General features: G+C 73.6%; 14 protein-coding genes and 1 pseudogene. 3 read left to right on the top strand and 12 right to left on the bottom strand.

Annotation, left to right across the window (positions count from 1 at the left end):
• Nucleotides 1-2: 2 nt before the first annotated feature.
• A complete protein-coding gene (locus tag AGRA3207_RS13830; RefSeq protein WP_231335028.1) occupies nt 3-1,034 on the bottom strand; it encodes a chemotaxis protein CheB in 1,032 nt (343 codons plus the stop codon).
• 29 nt (nt 1,035-1,063) lie between these two features.
• The gene (locus AGRA3207_RS13835; RefSeq protein WP_231335029.1) at nt 1,064-1,450 is read right to left on the bottom strand and encodes a hypothetical protein; all 387 of its coding nucleotides are present in this window, start codon (nt 1,448-1,450) and stop codon (nt 1,064-1,066) included.
• A gap of 65 nt (nt 1,451-1,515) precedes the next feature.
• Here AGRA3207_RS13835 and AGRA3207_RS13840 point away from each other — a divergent pair, with 65 nt between their 5' ends.
• The gene (locus AGRA3207_RS13840; protein ID WP_231335030.1) at nt 1,516-2,457 is read left to right on the top strand and encodes a hypothetical protein; all 942 of its coding nucleotides are present in this window, start codon (nt 1,516-1,518) and stop codon (nt 2,455-2,457) included.
• A gap of 23 nt (nt 2,458-2,480) precedes the next feature.
• Here the strand turns inward: AGRA3207_RS13840 and AGRA3207_RS13845 are convergent, their stop codons facing one another.
• The 10 genes and pseudogenes from AGRA3207_RS13845 to AGRA3207_RS13890 all read right to left on the bottom strand — a co-directional run bounded on the left by AGRA3207_RS13845 (nt 2,481) and on the right by AGRA3207_RS13890 (nt 12,138).
• Nucleotides 2,481-3,233, bottom strand: coding sequence for a peptidoglycan recognition protein family protein (locus AGRA3207_RS13845; RefSeq protein WP_231335031.1), 753 nt, complete (start codon nt 3,231-3,233; stop codon nt 2,481-2,483).
• Between the two features lie 282 nt (nt 3,234-3,515).
• Nucleotides 3,516-3,950: a PPOX class F420-dependent oxidoreductase gene (locus tag AGRA3207_RS13850; RefSeq protein WP_231335032.1), complete on the bottom strand. Its 435-nt coding sequence runs from the start codon at nt 3,948-3,950 to the stop codon at nt 3,516-3,518.
• Between the two features lie 140 nt (nt 3,951-4,090).
• The gene (locus AGRA3207_RS13855; RefSeq protein WP_231335033.1) at nt 4,091-5,272 is read right to left on the bottom strand and encodes a nucleoside hydrolase; all 1,182 of its coding nucleotides are present in this window, start codon (nt 5,270-5,272) and stop codon (nt 4,091-4,093) included.
• A 134-nt stretch (nt 5,273-5,406) separates the two neighbouring features.
• Nucleotides 5,407-6,312: pseudogene (locus tag AGRA3207_RS13860) on the bottom strand (ABC transporter permease); the annotation flags it as partial.
• Complete coding sequence (locus AGRA3207_RS13865; RefSeq protein ID WP_231335035.1) at nt 6,309-7,847, bottom strand: sugar ABC transporter ATP-binding protein; 1,539 nt, start codon at nt 7,845-7,847, stop codon at nt 6,309-6,311. The gene AGRA3207_RS13865 and the pseudogene AGRA3207_RS13860, both read right to left, overlap by 4 nt.
• Nucleotides 7,848-7,905: 58 nt before the next feature.
• Nucleotides 7,906-8,871 (bottom strand): sugar ABC transporter substrate-binding protein, encoded by a 966-nt coding sequence (locus tag AGRA3207_RS13870; RefSeq protein WP_231335036.1) that lies wholly within the window; start codon nt 8,869-8,871, stop codon nt 7,906-7,908.
• 12 nt (nt 8,872-8,883) lie between these two features.
• Nucleotides 8,884-9,288 carry a D-ribose pyranase gene (rbsD, locus tag AGRA3207_RS13875; protein ID WP_231336286.1) on the bottom strand — a complete coding sequence of 135 codons (405 nt, stop codon included), beginning with the start codon at nt 9,286-9,288 and terminating at the stop codon, nt 8,884-8,886.
• A 2-nt stretch (nt 9,289-9,290) separates the two neighbouring features.
• A complete protein-coding gene (locus AGRA3207_RS13880; RefSeq protein ID WP_231335037.1) occupies nt 9,291-10,331 on the bottom strand; it encodes a ribokinase in 1,041 nt (346 codons plus the stop codon).
• Complete coding sequence (locus AGRA3207_RS13885; protein WP_231335038.1) at nt 10,328-11,368, bottom strand: LacI family DNA-binding transcriptional regulator; 1,041 nt, start codon at nt 11,366-11,368, stop codon at nt 10,328-10,330. The genes AGRA3207_RS13880 and AGRA3207_RS13885 overlap by 4 nt, the downstream gene beginning before the upstream one ends.
• A gap of 248 nt (nt 11,369-11,616) precedes the next feature.
• The gene (locus AGRA3207_RS13890; RefSeq protein WP_231335039.1) at nt 11,617-12,138 is read right to left on the bottom strand and encodes a hypothetical protein; all 522 of its coding nucleotides are present in this window, start codon (nt 12,136-12,138) and stop codon (nt 11,617-11,619) included.
• A 103-nt stretch (nt 12,139-12,241) separates the two neighbouring features.
• Between AGRA3207_RS13890 and AGRA3207_RS13895 the strand changes: the two genes are divergently transcribed.
• Together AGRA3207_RS13895 and AGRA3207_RS13900 are read left to right on the top strand one after the other, a co-directional pair.
• Nucleotides 12,242-13,114: an alpha/beta hydrolase gene (locus AGRA3207_RS13895; RefSeq protein WP_231335040.1), complete on the top strand. Its 873-nt coding sequence runs from the start codon at nt 12,242-12,244 to the stop codon at nt 13,112-13,114.
• A 138-nt stretch (nt 13,115-13,252) separates the two neighbouring features.
• The gene (locus AGRA3207_RS13900) at nt 13,253-14,059 is read left to right on the top strand and encodes an SAM-dependent methyltransferase (protein ID WP_231335041.1); all 807 of its coding nucleotides are present in this window, start codon (nt 13,253-13,255) and stop codon (nt 14,057-14,059) included.
• The last annotated feature ends 47 nt before the right edge of the window (nt 14,060-14,106 follow it).

The raw sequence follows: 14,106 nt of genomic DNA on the forward strand, positions 1-14,106 counted from the left end.
CGTCACCCCGCGCCGTTCCCGGTCTCGCCCCTGCCGCCCACCTCGTCGGGGACGGGCGGCGAGAGCTCCTCGATCAGGGAGCGGATCGTCGCCAGCGCCTCGCCGCTCTCCCGCGAGGAGGCACGGAAGACGTCCGCCGACCTGAGGTGGCCGCGCTCCTCGGCCGCGGCCGCCATCCGCTCGGTCAGGCGCACCCGCTCCTCCAGCCGCAGCGCCGCGATCCACAGCGCCCGCTCCACCGCCTCGTCCTGGCCGCCGAGGAGGCTGGCCGCCGACCAGCCGTGGCCCAGCCGGCACGCGTACCGGACGGGCCGGGTGTCCGAGCGGACGTTCAGGGGGCCGCCGCATTCGGGGCAGGTCATGCCGCTCCAGCTTCCGGGCGGATCCGCGGCCGCGGGCTCGGGCTCCAGGAAGCTCTCGGCGTCCACCTGGCGCGTCCGCGGCCGCGCGGCCACGACCGGCGTGCGGCTCTGCTCGGCGAGGAACGCCCCGATCTCCGCGGCCGGGAGGGCGACGGCGTGCCCGGTCGCGGCCAGCGCCGCGCGGGGCATCCCGTCATAGGAGCTGTCGGCGGGGTCCTGGACGGCCACGATCCCGCCGGCGTCCTCGACCGCCGCGCAGCCCGCCGCGCCGTCGTCCAGCAGGCCGCTGAGGACGACCCCCACGACCCTGGACCCGCGGGCGGACGCGGCGCTCTGGAAGAGCGGGTCGGCGGCCGGGCGGTGGCCGTGCTGCCGGGGCCCGTGGGACAGGCGGATCACGTCGCCCTCGACGAGGAGGTGGCGGTCGGGCGGGGCGACGTAGATCCGGCCGGGCTCCAGGGCCTCGCCGTCGACGGCGGCGGCCGCGGGCAGCCACCCGGCCCGGTCGAGGATGCCCGGGAGCGCCCGCCCTCCGGTCGGGGGGACGTGCAGGACCACGAGCACGGCGGCAGGGAGCTTCGGCGGCAGGCCCGCCATCACGGTCTGCAGGGCCTGGATCCCCCCGGCCGAGGCGGCGATGACCACCGTGTCGCGCCCGGGTGCCGTGTCCATATGCGCTCCCACGCCCCGCGGGGACCGGCCTATGTGCGGTGCGTCCGGGAATCCGCGCGCAGCCTGGCCGCGGCCGTCCGGTCCTCGTCGGCGAGGCCGTGGTGCACGCGCGCGCGGTCGAGATGACGCTCGACGTCCCCGATCCCGATTTCGGCCAGGTACTCGTGCAAGGCGGCCGCGCGTTCGTGCGCCTCGCCCGCGCTGGCGTACGCGGCGATCGTCGCCTCGGTGGCCCGGTCCCTGCGCGAGGCGGCCTGCCCGGCCCTCGCGGCGGAGTGGACGAGGCCGGTCGCCGGTGGCCCGCCGTCCGCGGACCCGTCCAGCTCACTGCTCCGGGCCCGCAGCTCCCGCAGCCGCTCCCGGATCTGGCCGAGCCGCCGGGCGGACGAGTACTGGCCTGGGCCACCGAAGTTCATTCTCTGATATATCCCCCATGGGTGAGGGATGGACACCGGAGATCGGAAGAGCATTCCATGGAGTCATGGAGCACTTGCCTCTTCCCGACCCGGATCTGGTGCGCGCCGCGCGCCGGCATCTCACGTCCCGCTATGCCTCGGGCGTCGAGGCCGTGTTGTGGGAGATGCACAAGCATCCGATGCACGACCTGGACGCCGTCGGCAGGGTGCTGGAGTCCGAGACGGGACCGTCCGCCACCGACGACGACGGCACCGCCTCTGACGACGGCGCCGGCGACACCGCCGGGGACGAGGGGACGCGGCGACCGGCCGGGCCCGCGTCGGCGATGGACGTCGGCGCGGCGTTCATGGTCCTGCTGGCCGCCCGGCAGGACACCGACCGGCTGGAGGCGGCGCTTTTCGGGCGTGCACTGCACCTGGGCCTGGGATACGAGCAGATCGCCGCGGTGCTGGGCCTGCCGGACGCCCGGACGGCGCGCCGCCGCCACGAGGAGATCCTCGACCGCGCCCGGGCGCCGTCGGCCGGGCGCAGGGCACCGCTGGACGAGCGCAGCGCCCAGCGCAGGGCACGTGACCTGGCGGTCCGCCGGCGCGCCGAGGAGACGGCCCAGAGGGCCGACGAAGCGGCGCGCCTCATAAGGCGGCTCCTGCGCTCGCAGGTCCCGGAGCTGATGCCGGACTCCGGCGAACCCCTGTCGGACAAGAAGCTGTTCTGGCAGGACCCCGAGGAGCAGTCGCTGGAGGCGCCGAGCCGGGTGACCCCGTCCCCGGTGGGCGACGACGACGGGGGCGGCGACGCGGCCGGGCTGGCGGCGCGGCGGGCCGAGCAGGCCCGGCGGTTCAACGCCGCCGCGGGCGAATCGGCGGCGCGTGCGCGTGAGGAGGCGGCTCGGCGCCGGGAGGAGGCGGCTCAGGCGGGTCGGGGCGATGTCACCGGACACCGGCGCCTGGCCGACGGTAGGCGGGGGGCCGCGCAGGACGACTGCGACGACCTGCCGGACGGCTGAGGGGTGCCGTGCGGCGGGCGGTCCTACCCGGGGTCCGCCGCCGGGCCGTGATCGAAGGTGAAGCGGGGCCCGGGAAGCCCGCTGGGCTCGACGGGTTCCTCAGGGACGCGCCGGATGCCGAGCATGTCGGCCACCGCGTTGCGGAGTCCCGGCAGGCGGGCGTACAGGACGTCGCCCGGGCAGGAGGTCTTGTTGTAGTCGCGGTGCCCGACGATCGCCGAGTGCGGGTTGAGGTCGTACTGCGCGCACAGCCACGTGCAGGTCTCGACGAGGGTGTCCCACAGGGCCCCGGTGGGCCGCTCGGTCATGTAGGTGCCCTCGTTCTCGATCCCGATCGTGTGGTCGTTGTGGCCGAGCGTGTGCGCCCCGACGACGAGGTCGTCGTCCCTGATGGAGGTCAGGGTGCCGTTGTGCCCCTCCATGAGGTGGCCGCCGCGGCTGATCGTGAGCTGCTGGCCGATGTCCTCCCAGCCGTTGGTGTCCATGTGGAACTTCTGGATCGAGCGGGACAGCGCGGCGGCGTGCTTGGTCGAGGTGTCGGCGGAGTTCGCCGTGGCGGTGTGGTGGACGACGATGTGGTCGGGTCTTCGGTTCAGCACGGTGGGACCCTTCTTGGGCGCCCGCGCGTGCCACGCGGCGCGGGTGTACAGGCGGGGCGCGGACTGCGCCGAGGGCATGGGGAGCGGGCCGGTCACGGGACCGAGCAGCGCCCCTCCCGCGACCACGGCCGTGCCCCCCAGCAGGCGCCGGCGGGTGAGACGGATATCCGCCGTCATGAACGGAACCTCCAGTCATCGGACAGCCATCAGATGATCTTGAGGGAGGTTACACAAATGGCATGCCGCTTATGCCGACATTCCGGAAATTGCACTTGAATGCGGCACGACAAAGGACACACCGGGGATCCGATCGGCGCCCGCGCCGGGGCCCCGGCCGGCAGCCTGAGATGCGCGGCATGACGCTGCGGGCCCCTTCGAGCGCGCAGCGGAGTCGAAAGTCAACACCGTCCGGCGGCCGCCGGGCGATGGGCGACGGGCGACGGCGGCCGGTCCTCGCCGTCAGCCGATCCGCTCGCCGTAGACGTGCTCGACGGCCATCACCATGAGGACCCTGCGGTCGGACACCATCACCGACCGGTACTCCTCCCAGTCGGGGTGCTCTCCGGCGGCGGCGCGGTAATAGTCCACCAGCGCCTCGACCTCGGGACCGCGGGGGTCGGTCCCCGGCCCGGTGAGCGTCACGGTTCCCTCGGCGGTCGCCCACGCCCGGCCGTCCGCGCTGGTGACCTCCAGCGCCGCCCGCGGGTCCCGGCGCAGGTTCGCCGTCTTGGCCCGTCCCTCGGTCATCGAGACGTAGAGCAGGCCCGCCGCCCGGTCGTAGAAGGGCATCACGGGGGACAGCTGCGGTCGGCCGTCCGACTTGATGGTGGCGAGGACTCCGAGCCTGCTCTCGGCGAGGAGCGCGTGCGGGTCGTGGGGCGTGGTGGTCGTCATGGGACGATCATCGGCCTTCACACCGGTGTGAGGGTCAAGGACGCGCCGGGCGCTTCCGGCGGACGGACGCGACCGGCGGACGGGCGGGGGCACCGCCCGTCCGCCGGCCTCGTCCTCGGTCTCGCGGCGGAGTCATTCCCTCATCGGCGCATGAGGTCGATGTAGAGGTTCCAGAAGGCGTCGCGGTCGATGTCGAACAGGATGCGGACCTTCTGCGTGCCCGCCGGGAAGTTGCCCGGGTCGCCGAACGAGCGGCGCCGGGACTCCCCGTAGCCGATCGCGCGGCCGTAGTCGGGGCCGAAGTTGTCGTCGATGTCGAGGTAGCGCTCCTCGACCTTGGTGGCGATGGCCGGGTTCAGGTAGATGCCGGCCGTCAGGGCGTCCCACACGAACGAGCTGGACTGCGGGTTGCGCTCGAAGCGGGGGCCGTGCAGGTCCTTGTACATCTTCTTGAGGGGCGTCTCAGGCCCCGCGACGATCCGGTCGTACTCCTTCTTGGTGTAGAACACCCGCTCGGCGATGTCGTTGGGGACGACCGTCTGCCTCTTGAAGGGGGTGCGGATGGTCATCTTGATGGCCTCCGGGTCGAACCACCAGTTGAACTCGGCGGCCGGGGAGGTGTTGCCCGGGATGTCGATCGCCCCGCCCATGTAGATGACCTCCTTCACCAGGGGGACGATCTCGGGGTGGGTCTTGACGGCGAGCGCGATGTTGGTGGCCGGGCCCAGCACGAACAGCGTGACCTCGCCGGGGTTCTTCTTCACCTGGTCGACGATGAAGTCGGCCGCGGCCTCGCGGCTCGGCCTGCCCTTGGGGTAGCCGCCGTAGGGCGTCGACGCGAGCTTGAGGTAGGACTCGGGCCGCTTGCGCGAGAACGCCCCCATGTACTCGACGTTCCCGAAGAGCTTCTCCTCGGCGGGCAGCGTCGCCGCGCGGGAGGCGTTCAGCGGCTCCCCGGCGCCGACGACCACCGGGATCCGGCGCTCCCCGACGATTTCGAGCTGGCGGAGCGCGTAGGCGGTGCCCTCCTCCGACCAGGTGTTCCCGGCGACGATCGTCACGCCGAGGACGTTGCGGGGGTCGGCGTTGCGCAGCATGAACATGGCGGCCGCGTCGTCGTTGAGCTGGCCCATGTCGGTATCGATGATCACTTTGCCCTGCGGTCCGAGGGCGGACGCCGGCGCCTGGAGTGGCGCGGCCGGACGCTGGGCGGAGACGGCTGCCGGACGCTGGGAGGGGGCGGCGGCTGCTGTGGACGACATCGCGGTCAGCGCGGCGACCAGGACGGCCGACACGGTGAGCGCTGGGGTGGGGATCTTCATGGGAGGTGTTTCTCCTTCTCTCCCGGTCAGGTGATGCGCTCGGCCAATTTGCGCCGGTACGCATCGATGACGACGGCGATCATGATCACGCCCCCTGTGATCATGAGTCGCTGGAAGTCGGACACCCCCAGCAGGAGGAGCCCGTTGGTGAGCACGCCGAGCAGGCACGCGCCCAGGAACGTCCCGATCATCGAGCCGCGGCCGCCGCTGAGGCTGGCGCCGCCGATCACGACGGCGGCGATGGCGTTCAGCTCGTAGCCCTGGCCGAGGATCGGGCTGGCGATGTTGAGCCGCGCCATGTAGGTGAGCGCGGCGACGCCGACGGTGAGGCCCGCGATGACGAACGCGAGCACCTTGATGACGCCGGTACGGTGCCCCGACAGCCGCACCGCCTCCTCGTTGTCGCCGACGGCGTAGACGAGGCGCCCGAAGACCGTCCGGGTGAGGACGAACCAGCCGGCGCCCGCGAGGATCAGCGCGACCCAGAACACCGCCGGGACCCACAGGATGGTGAGGGTCCCGAAGTCGTTGAACTGCCGGGGAAGGTCGTAGATGGTCTTGGCGTCGGTGAACTCCTGCGCGGCGCCGCGCGCCACGTACAGCATCCCGAGCGTGATGATGAAGGACGGCACCTTCCAGCGCTCGGACACAGCGCCGTTGACGAACCCGCACGCCGCGCCGATGGCGACGCTCGCCAGCAGGGCCAGCAGGATCGCCGCCGGCACCGGCAGGCCGCCGTCGGTCATCACGGTGCCGGCGACCACCGCGCACAGCGCCAGCACGGAGCCGACCGACAGGTCGATCCCGCCGACGAGGATCACGAACGTCATCCCCACCGCGAGGATCGCGTTCAGCGTGATCTGGGTCATGATGTTGCGCAGGTTCTGCGTGGTGGCGAAGTCGCCGGCGGTGAGCGCGAAGATGAGCGTCAGCAGGACCAGGGCGATGCCGATGCCGGCCTCGCCCATGATCTGCCGGGCGAAGCGCGGGGTCCGCGCGGCGGGCTTCGCCTTCACCACCGGGGCGGCGGCGTTCGTCATGGCCGGTCGGCCTCCTTTCCTTGGAGAAATCCGGAGTAGGCGAGCGTGAGGATGCGCTCGGCGTCGAACTCGGCGCGGGGCACGTCGGCGACGACCCGGCCGCGGGAGAACACGAGGATGCGGTCGCAGACGCCGATCAACTCGGGCAGGTCCGAGGAGACGACGAGCAGCGCCCGGCCCTCGTCGGCGAGGTCCATGAGCAGCCGGTGGATCTCGTAGCGGGCGCCCACGTCGATGCCGCGGGTGGGCTCGTCGATGATCAGCACGTCCGTCCCGGCCTGGAGCCAGCGGGCGAGCACGACCTTCTGCTGGTTGCCGCCCGACAGGGTCCGGACGACCTGCCGGACGCCCGCGGACCTGATGCGCAGCCGCCCGGCCATCGTCTCGGCCGCCCGGGTCTCGGCGCCGTGCCGCAGCAGCCCCGCGCGGGAGACCCGGCCGAGGCTGGCGAGGCTGATGTTCGCGGTGATCGGCAGGCTGAGCGCGAGGCCCTGCGCCTTGCGGTCCTCGGTGAGCAGGCCGATCCCCCGCGCGACGGCGTGCCGGGGATGGCGGATGCGCGCCGGGCGGCCCCGGACCTCGATCCGGCCCCCGTCGGACGGATCGGCCGCGAACAGCGCCCGCATGGTCTCGCTGCGCCCGGCGCCGACGAGCCCGGCCACCCCGACGATCTCGCCGGAGCGGACCGCGAAGGACACGCCGCCGGAGTCCGTCCCCGGCGGGCCGGCCGGGGTGCCGCGCACCCGCAGGCCCTCGACCCGCAGCAGTTCCTCGCCGGGCTCGGACGGCTCCCTGGTGGGGAACTCCTGGTCCAGGTCCCGGCCGACCATCAGCCGGACCAGCTCCGCCGGTTCGACCTCGCTCAGCGGCCTGGTCGTGACGTGCCTGCCGTTGCGGAGCACGGTCACCCGGTCGCCGATCTCGTACAGCTCCTCCAGATGGTGGGAGATGTAGACGACCGCGACGCCGCGTCCGGTGAGCCGCCGCAGGATCTCGAAGAGCCGCCCGCTCTCCCTGCTGGTCAGCGTGGCCGTGGGCTCGTCCAGGACGAGCAGCCGCGCCTCCCGGGACAGGGCCTTGGCGATCTCGACGAGCTGCACCTGCGCGATGCCGAGCCGCTCCATCCGGGTGTGCGGCGGCACGTCCAGGCCGACCTCGGCGAGCAGGACGCGGCACTCGCGGTCCAGGGTGCGGCGGTCCACGACCCCGAACCGGCGCGGGAGCCGCTGGAGGAACAGGTTCTCCCCCACGGTCAGCCCCGGGATCGGGGTCAGCTCCTGGTGGACGACCTGGATCCCGGCGCGGAGCGCGGCCGCGGCGCTCGCCGGGGCGTGCGGTGCCCCGGCGAGCGTCATCGTCCCGGAGTCGGGCCGTTCGACGCCGGTCAGGCACCTGACCAGCGTCGACTTCCCGGCGCCGTTCTCCCCGACCAGGACGTGGACCTCCCCGGGCCGGACGTCGAGGTCGGCGCCGTCCAGCGCCGTGACGCCGGGGTAGCGCTTGACCAGCCCGGAGGCCGTCAGAAGCGCGTCCATGCGTGCTTTCCTTCCGTGCGGTGCGGGTGGGGTGGCGGGGCCACGGGGGACCGGGCGGTCAGCTCTGCCCGGCCGCGGTGATCAGCTTGATCTGGGTCTTCTGCCAGCCGGTGATGTTCTCGCCCTTGATCATCCGCATGGCGTAGTCGATGCCGACGGCGGCCTGCGCCGAGCCGAACTGGTCGACGGTGGCGATGACGCTGCCGTCCTTCAGGCCCGGCTGGATCGCCGGGATGTTGTCGAAGGACGCGACCTTGATCGCGTTGGTCTTGTGGGCGTCCTGGATCGCCTTGAGCACCCCGAGCGCCATCGAGTCGTTCGCCGCGAGCACCCCCTGCACGTCGGGGTGCGCGGTGAGCATGTTGCCCATGACGGTGTGGGCCTCGTCGGTCTCCCAGTGGGCGGTCTTGGAGTCCAGGAGCTTGAGGCCGCCCTGGGCCACCGCGTCCTTGAACCCCTGGGCGCGCTGCTCGGCGTTGGCGGCGCCCGGGTTGCCCTCCAGCATCACGACCTTGCCGCCCTTGCCGAGCTTCTTGGCCAGTTCGGCGCCCGCCAGCCGGGCGCCCTCGCGGTTGTCGGGGCCGACGAACGGCACCTGCGCGCCCGCGCCCTTCAGGGCGTCCTCGTCGAGCTTGACGTCGATGTTGACGACCTTCACGCCGGACGACATCGCCCGCTTCAGCGGCGCGATGAGCGCGCGGGAGTCGGCCGGGGCGATGACGATCGCCGACACCCGCTGGGTCACGCACTTCTCCACGGCCGCGACCTGGCCGTCGATGTCGGTCTCGTTCTGCGTGCCGACCGCCTCCAGGGTCAGGTCCGCCCGCTTGTTGGCGTGGGCGACCGCGCCGTCGCGCATGCCCTGGAAGAAGTCGTTGGCCAGCGACTTCATGACCAGGCACACCTTGGGCTTGCCGGACTTGGGCGGGCCCGCCGAGCCGCCGTCGCCCTCCTGCCCGCAGGCCGCGGAGGACGCGGCGAGGCCGAGGCCGACCAGGCCGATGAGGAATGCTCGTCCTGCCATCGGGTTCTCTCCTTACCGTGGGGTGGGCGCGAACGGGACGCCTGCGCGCAGGACGACGTTCGCGTAGGGGGTTGCCTCGCCGGTGCGGACGACCGCGCGCGCGTCCGCGACCATGCGTTTCAGCCGCTCGTGCGACACCCGGGTCACGGGGATCGCCGCCAGCTCCTCGTCCAGCCCGGACAGCAGGGCCGGGTCGGCGGCCTCCTCGGCGATCACGGCCGCCTCGGCCGTGAACTCCTCCAGGACCGTCCGCAGGACGGGCAGGAAGCGCGGTTCGCCGCGCCGCCACACCAGGTCGACCGTCTCCACGCCGCGCGGCACCGGCAGCCCGGGATCGGCCACCACGACGAGGTCGGTATGGCCCGCGGCCGCCAGGATCTCCAGCAGGCGCGGGTGCCACAGTCCGCCGGGACGCATGGTCACCGCCTCCCGGCCGGCTCGCCGGCGAGGAGCGCGTCCACGTCGGCGGCGCGGGGAAGGGAGCCCTGGGCGCCGCGCCGGGTCACGGCCAGCGCACCGGCGGCACACGCGCGCCGTGCGGCCGCGGGCAGGGACGTCCCGTCCGCGACCGCGATGGCCAGCGCCGCGCAGAAGGCGTCCCCGGCGCCGACCGCGTCGACAGCCGTCACGGGGAAGGCCGCAACACGGAACGTTCCATCGGGCCCGGCTCCCGCGGCGCCGTCGGCGCCGAGCGTCACCACCACCCGGTCCGGGCCGAGGCTCCGCAGCGCCTCCGCGACGGCCGCGCCGTCCCGCCCGGGCGCCTGCACGCCGTCCTGCACGCCAGCATGAACGCCGTCGTGCAGGCCGTCGTGAACGCCGTCGTGGCCGGGCGCGCCGGATCCCGGGGAGCGGCGCAGCGCCTGGTACAGCGCCGCCGCCTCACCCTCGTTGACGATCAGCAGGTCCACCAGCCGCAGCAGCCGCGCCATCCGCGCGTCGACGGCCCGCGGCGAGGGGGCGGCGTTCAGCACGACCAGCATCCCCCGCCGCCGCGCCTCGGCCGCCGCGGCCTCGCAGGCGTCCACGGGGATCTCCAGCTGCAGCAGCAGCGCCTTCTCCGCGCCGCCGCCGGCCGCGTCGCGGGCCGTGTCCGGGCCGAGCGCCGCGTTGGCGCCCGGCGCGACCGCGATGGCGTTCTCGCCGTCCGACCGGACCATGATCATGGCCAGGCCGGTCGCGGCGTCCGCGGCGGTCTCCACGCCGGCCACGTCGACGCCCTCGGCGGCGATCGCCTCGCGCAGCTGGTCGCCGAAGACGTCGTCGCCCACCAGGCCCACCATGCGGACCTCGGCGCCGAGGCGCCGCGCGGCGACGGCCTGGTTGGCGCCCTTCCCGCCGGGGGTCCGCGCCGCGTCGCCGCCCAGCACGGTCTCGCCGCACTCGGGCAGGCGGGGCACGGTGACCGTCAGGTCCATGTTGAGGCTGCCGACCACGAGCAGCCGCACCGGTCCGCTCATGACGCGCCCCCCGCGCCGTCGCCGGACGCCGTCCCGGTGTCCGGCGGCTCGATGCCGTGATCGCCGCCCGCCGGGTCGGCGCATCCGCAGGAGCCGCGCGCCACCAGCTCCGTCTCCAGCACGATCCGCTCGGGCGGGGCGCCGGGCGCCTCCTCCCGGGGATCGCGCCGGGCCAGGAGCATCTCCACGGCCGTCCGGCCGAGCGCCTCGAACGGCTGGCGCATCGTGCTGAGGGACGGGACCGCGTAGGCCGAGAGGGCGACGCCGTCGAAGGAGAACACGGCCAGGTCGTCCGGGACGGCGACGCCGAGCTCGGCCGCCGCGCGGAGCACCCCGATCGCCTGCTCGTCGCTCGTCACGAACAGCGCGTCGACGTCGCGGCGGGAGGCGAGCAGCCGCCGCCCGGCCCGGTACGCCTCGGCGCGCCCGAAGGGGGCGTGCTCGACCGGCACCGCCGCCGGATCCAGGCCGCCCTCGGACAGCGCCCGCCGCCAGCCGTTCACCCGGTCCACCGTGGGGTGGAAGCCGTCCGGCCCGGCCACGCAGCCGATCCGGGTCCGGCCGTGGCCGATCAGGTGCCGTACCGCCCGCGCGGCGCCGCCCTCGTTGTCGACCAGGACCTGGACGGCGTTGGTGCCCTCGATCTCCCGGTCCACCACGAGGCAGGGGATGCGGGCGTGCGCCAGCTCGGCCCGCCACGCCCCCGGGCCGTGGGACGGGATGAGGATCAGCCCGTCCACCTGCCGGTCCAGCAGCGTGCGGACCTGGGCGACCTCGCGCTCGTCGTCGTCCCTGGCGTTGGCGAGGAGCAGGGTGTGGCCGTGCTCGAACGCCACGTCCTCGATCTCCCGCGCCAGCTCGGCGAAGAAGGGGTTGGCGTTGTCGGGCACGACCAGCCCGAGGGTCGTCGTCCGGCTGCTCCGCAGCGAGCGCGCCACCGCGTTCGGGCGGTAGCCGAGATCGCTGATCGCGGCGAGCACCCGCTCCCTGGTCGAGGGCGCGACATTGCGGGGGCCGTCGTTGAGGACGTAACTCACCACGGCTTCTGATGTGCCGGCGCGACGCGCGACATCACGGCGGGTGACCATGGGCTCCCTTGTTCAACTCGTGTTGGCAACTCGTGTTGATGGATCTTGCGCCTGCTCAGGGGGCCCTGTCAATGGGTGATTGCGGATGACCGCAAAAGGACGTCCGGACACACTGGGAGTGAGCGCCCGGTCAGCGCCCGGTCAGTGTCTGATCAGTGTCGGCTGAGTATCGGCTCAGAGCCGGATCGACGGCCCGGTCACGCGGCGGGGCCGGTGTCGTCCGCGGCCCCCGTCCCGCGGAACGCCTTCCCGGCCGCCTCCACCCGCAGTTCTTCGAGGAGCAGGATCTGGGCCTGCGCGCGTCCTTCGAGTACCCGCAGCTCGGCGGCGTCCAGGTCCGGCTCGTCGTCCGCGAGGGTCAGCAGGGTGCGCCAGCACGCCGCCTTGCCCTCGACAGCGACGCGCATGGCCTCCAGTTCCAGCAGGTCACTGAGCGGCGACCGGCTCCGCAGGCGGCCGTTGAACTTCAGCCGCCCGGCCTTCTCCATGGCCCACATCGCCATGCTCTTGTAGCGGCGGACGGGGATCCCCAGCGACATGGTGATCGACAGCAGGGCCCCGCGGTCGGCGGCGATGTCGTCCGCCAGCCCCCGCAGCCGCCCGCCGGGGTCGTCATGCGTCGCCGCCACCCTGCGGGCCAGTTCCACACCGGCCGCGGCCCCGGCCAGATGGTCGTTGAGGTAGATCCCGAGAAGCGTCCGGTCGTCAGCTGGTTCCATTCGCCTCCCCTACCCCCCGGTTCCCGGCCGACGCACCGGCGCGCGCGTACGATCGCGGCGGGGGCGAGCCGATCTTCGATGCCGCGATCCGAGGGGGCCTTGCGTGTACGACGGATTCGAGGAGTTCGACGTCGCGACGGCGGAGACGACCGTCCACGGCGTCCGCGGCGGGTCGGGGCCGCCGGTCCTGCTGCTGCACGGCATCCCCGAGACGCACCTGATGTGGCACAAGGTGGCGCCCCTGCTGGCCGGGGATCTGACGGTCGTCGCCACCGACCTGCGCGGGTTCGGCGGCAGCGGCGTCCCGCCGAGCGCCCCCGACCACGCCCCCTACTCCATGCGCCGGATCGCGCGCGACCAGGTCGAGGCCATGCGGGCGCTGGGCCACGACCGGTTCGCCGTCGTCGGGCACGACCGGGGGGCGCGCTGCGCCTACCGGATGGCGTTGGACCACCCGTCGGCCGTGACGCGGATGGCGGTGCTCGACGTCGTCCCGACCGGGGACGCCTGGGACCGCGCCGGCAAGGAGTTCGCCCTCGGGTTCTGGGTCTGGTCCTTCCTCGCCGCGCCCGAGCCCGTCCCCGAACGGCTGATCGCGCGCGAGCCGGAGCTGATCGTGGACCACATGCTGGACTCCTGGTCGGACGTCCCGGACGCCTTCCCCGCACCGGTCCGCGCCGCGTACACCGAGACGTTCCGCGACCCGGCCCGTGTCCACGCCGTCTGCGAGGAGTACCGCGCCGCCGCGACCCTCGACCACGAGCACGACGAGGCCGACCGCGGGAGGCGGCGCGTGGAGTGCCCGGCGCTCGCCCTGTGGAGCCGGACGGGCGCCGTCGCCGCCTGGTACGACCCCCTGGAGATCTGGCGGGCCTGGTGCGACGACGTCCGCGGCGCCTCGATCCAGGCGGGGCACTTCTTCCCCGAGGAGGCGCCCGGCGAGACCGCGCGCCACCTGCTCGGCTTCCTCACCTGAGCGCGCGAACGGCCGTCGCGCGGGCCCGTGGCGAAGGAGCCTGTCACAGGCAGGTGGCGGTTGCGGCAGATGTGGCAGGGGATCTTTCCGGCATCATGGGACGGTCATCCATTCCTCGACGCCGTGGGAGCAGTGCTCATGCCCGACGACGCCCGGTCGCAGCTCGACACGAGCGTGCCGCATTCGGCCCGTATCTGGGATTACTGGCTGGGAGGCAAGGAGAACTTCCCGGTCGACCGGGAGGCCGGCGACGCCGTCCTGCGGATCCTCCCGGGGATCGTCACGTCCGCCAGGAACGACCGCGCGTTCCTGGGACGCGCGGTGCGGTTCCTGGCCCGCGAGGGCATCGACCAGTACCTCGACCTCGGGACCGGGCTTCCCACCGTGGACAACACCCACGAGGTCGCCCAGCGCGCGACGCCCGGCTCGCGGATCGTCTACGTGGACAACGACCCGCTGGTGCTCCTGCACGCGCGGGCGCTGCTCCAGAGCAGCCCCGAGGGCTCGTGCGACTACATCCAGGCCGACATCCGCGACACCGGGACCGTCCTGGCGGAGGCCGCCCGGACCCTGGACTTCGACCGCCCGGTCGGGCTGATGCTGCTGGGCGTGCTGAACCACGTCCTGGACGACGTCGAGGCGCGCCAGGTCGTCGAGGGGGTCCTGAGCGCGCTGGCCCCGGGCAGCTTCCTGGTCATCTCCCACACCTGCGACGCCACCACCGAGAACCTGGACGGCGAGGCGATGCGCCGGGCCGTCCGGGAGGTGATGGAACGCGGCGGCACGCCCATCTGCGCCCGCTCCCCCGAGCGGATCGAGGCCCTCTTCGCCGGGACGCGGCTGCTGGACCCCGGCGTGGTCTCCTGCTCCCTGTGGCGTCCCGAGCCCTCACCCTGGCCGCAGGAGGAGGTCCCCCACTACTGCGGGGTCGCCGCCGTCCCGTAGGCCCCCGGCCGAACCCCTCTCCGCGCCCGCGGGGACCCGGCCGCCGC

The sequence above is a fragment of the Actinomadura graeca genome (assembly GCF_019175365.1).
GTDB lineage: Bacteria > Actinomycetota > Actinomycetes > Streptosporangiales > Streptosporangiaceae > Spirillospora > Spirillospora graeca.

Excerpts from the sequence above, each read along its gene's own strand:
- AGRA3207_RS13830 (WP_231335028.1), bottom strand. The coding sequence starts at position 1,034 with ATGGACACGGCACCCGGGCGCGACACGGTGGTCATCGCCGCCTCGGCC.
- AGRA3207_RS13835 (WP_231335029.1), bottom strand. The coding sequence starts at position 1,450 with ATGAACTTCGGTGGCCCAGGCCAGTACTCGTCCGCCCGGCGGCTCGGC.
- AGRA3207_RS13840 (WP_231335030.1), top strand. The coding sequence starts at position 1,516 with ATGGAGCACTTGCCTCTTCCCGACCCGGATCTGGTGCGCGCCGCGCGC.
- AGRA3207_RS13845 (WP_231335031.1), bottom strand. The coding sequence starts at position 3,233 with ATGACGGCGGATATCCGTCTCACCCGCCGGCGCCTGCTGGGGGGCACG.
- AGRA3207_RS13850 (WP_231335032.1), bottom strand. The coding sequence starts at position 3,950 with ATGACGACCACCACGCCCCACGACCCGCACGCGCTCCTCGCCGAGAGC.
- AGRA3207_RS13855 (WP_231335033.1), bottom strand. The coding sequence starts at position 5,272 with ATGAAGATCCCCACCCCAGCGCTCACCGTGTCGGCCGTCCTGGTCGCC.
- AGRA3207_RS13865 (WP_231335035.1), bottom strand. The coding sequence starts at position 7,847 with ATGGACGCGCTTCTGACGGCCTCCGGGCTGGTCAAGCGCTACCCCGGC.
- AGRA3207_RS13870 (WP_231335036.1), bottom strand. The coding sequence starts at position 8,871 with ATGGCAGGACGAGCATTCCTCATCGGCCTGGTCGGCCTCGGCCTCGCC.
- rbsD (WP_231336286.1), bottom strand. The coding sequence starts at position 9,288 with ATGCGTCCCGGCGGACTGTGGCACCCGCGCCTGCTGGAGATCCTGGCG.
- AGRA3207_RS13880 (WP_231335037.1), bottom strand. The coding sequence starts at position 10,331 with ATGAGCGGACCGGTGCGGCTGCTCGTGGTCGGCAGCCTCAACATGGAC.
- AGRA3207_RS13890 (WP_231335039.1), bottom strand. The coding sequence starts at position 12,138 with ATGGAACCAGCTGACGACCGGACGCTTCTCGGGATCTACCTCAACGAC.
- AGRA3207_RS13900 (WP_231335041.1), top strand. The coding sequence starts at position 13,253 with ATGCCCGACGACGCCCGGTCGCAGCTCGACACGAGCGTGCCGCATTCG.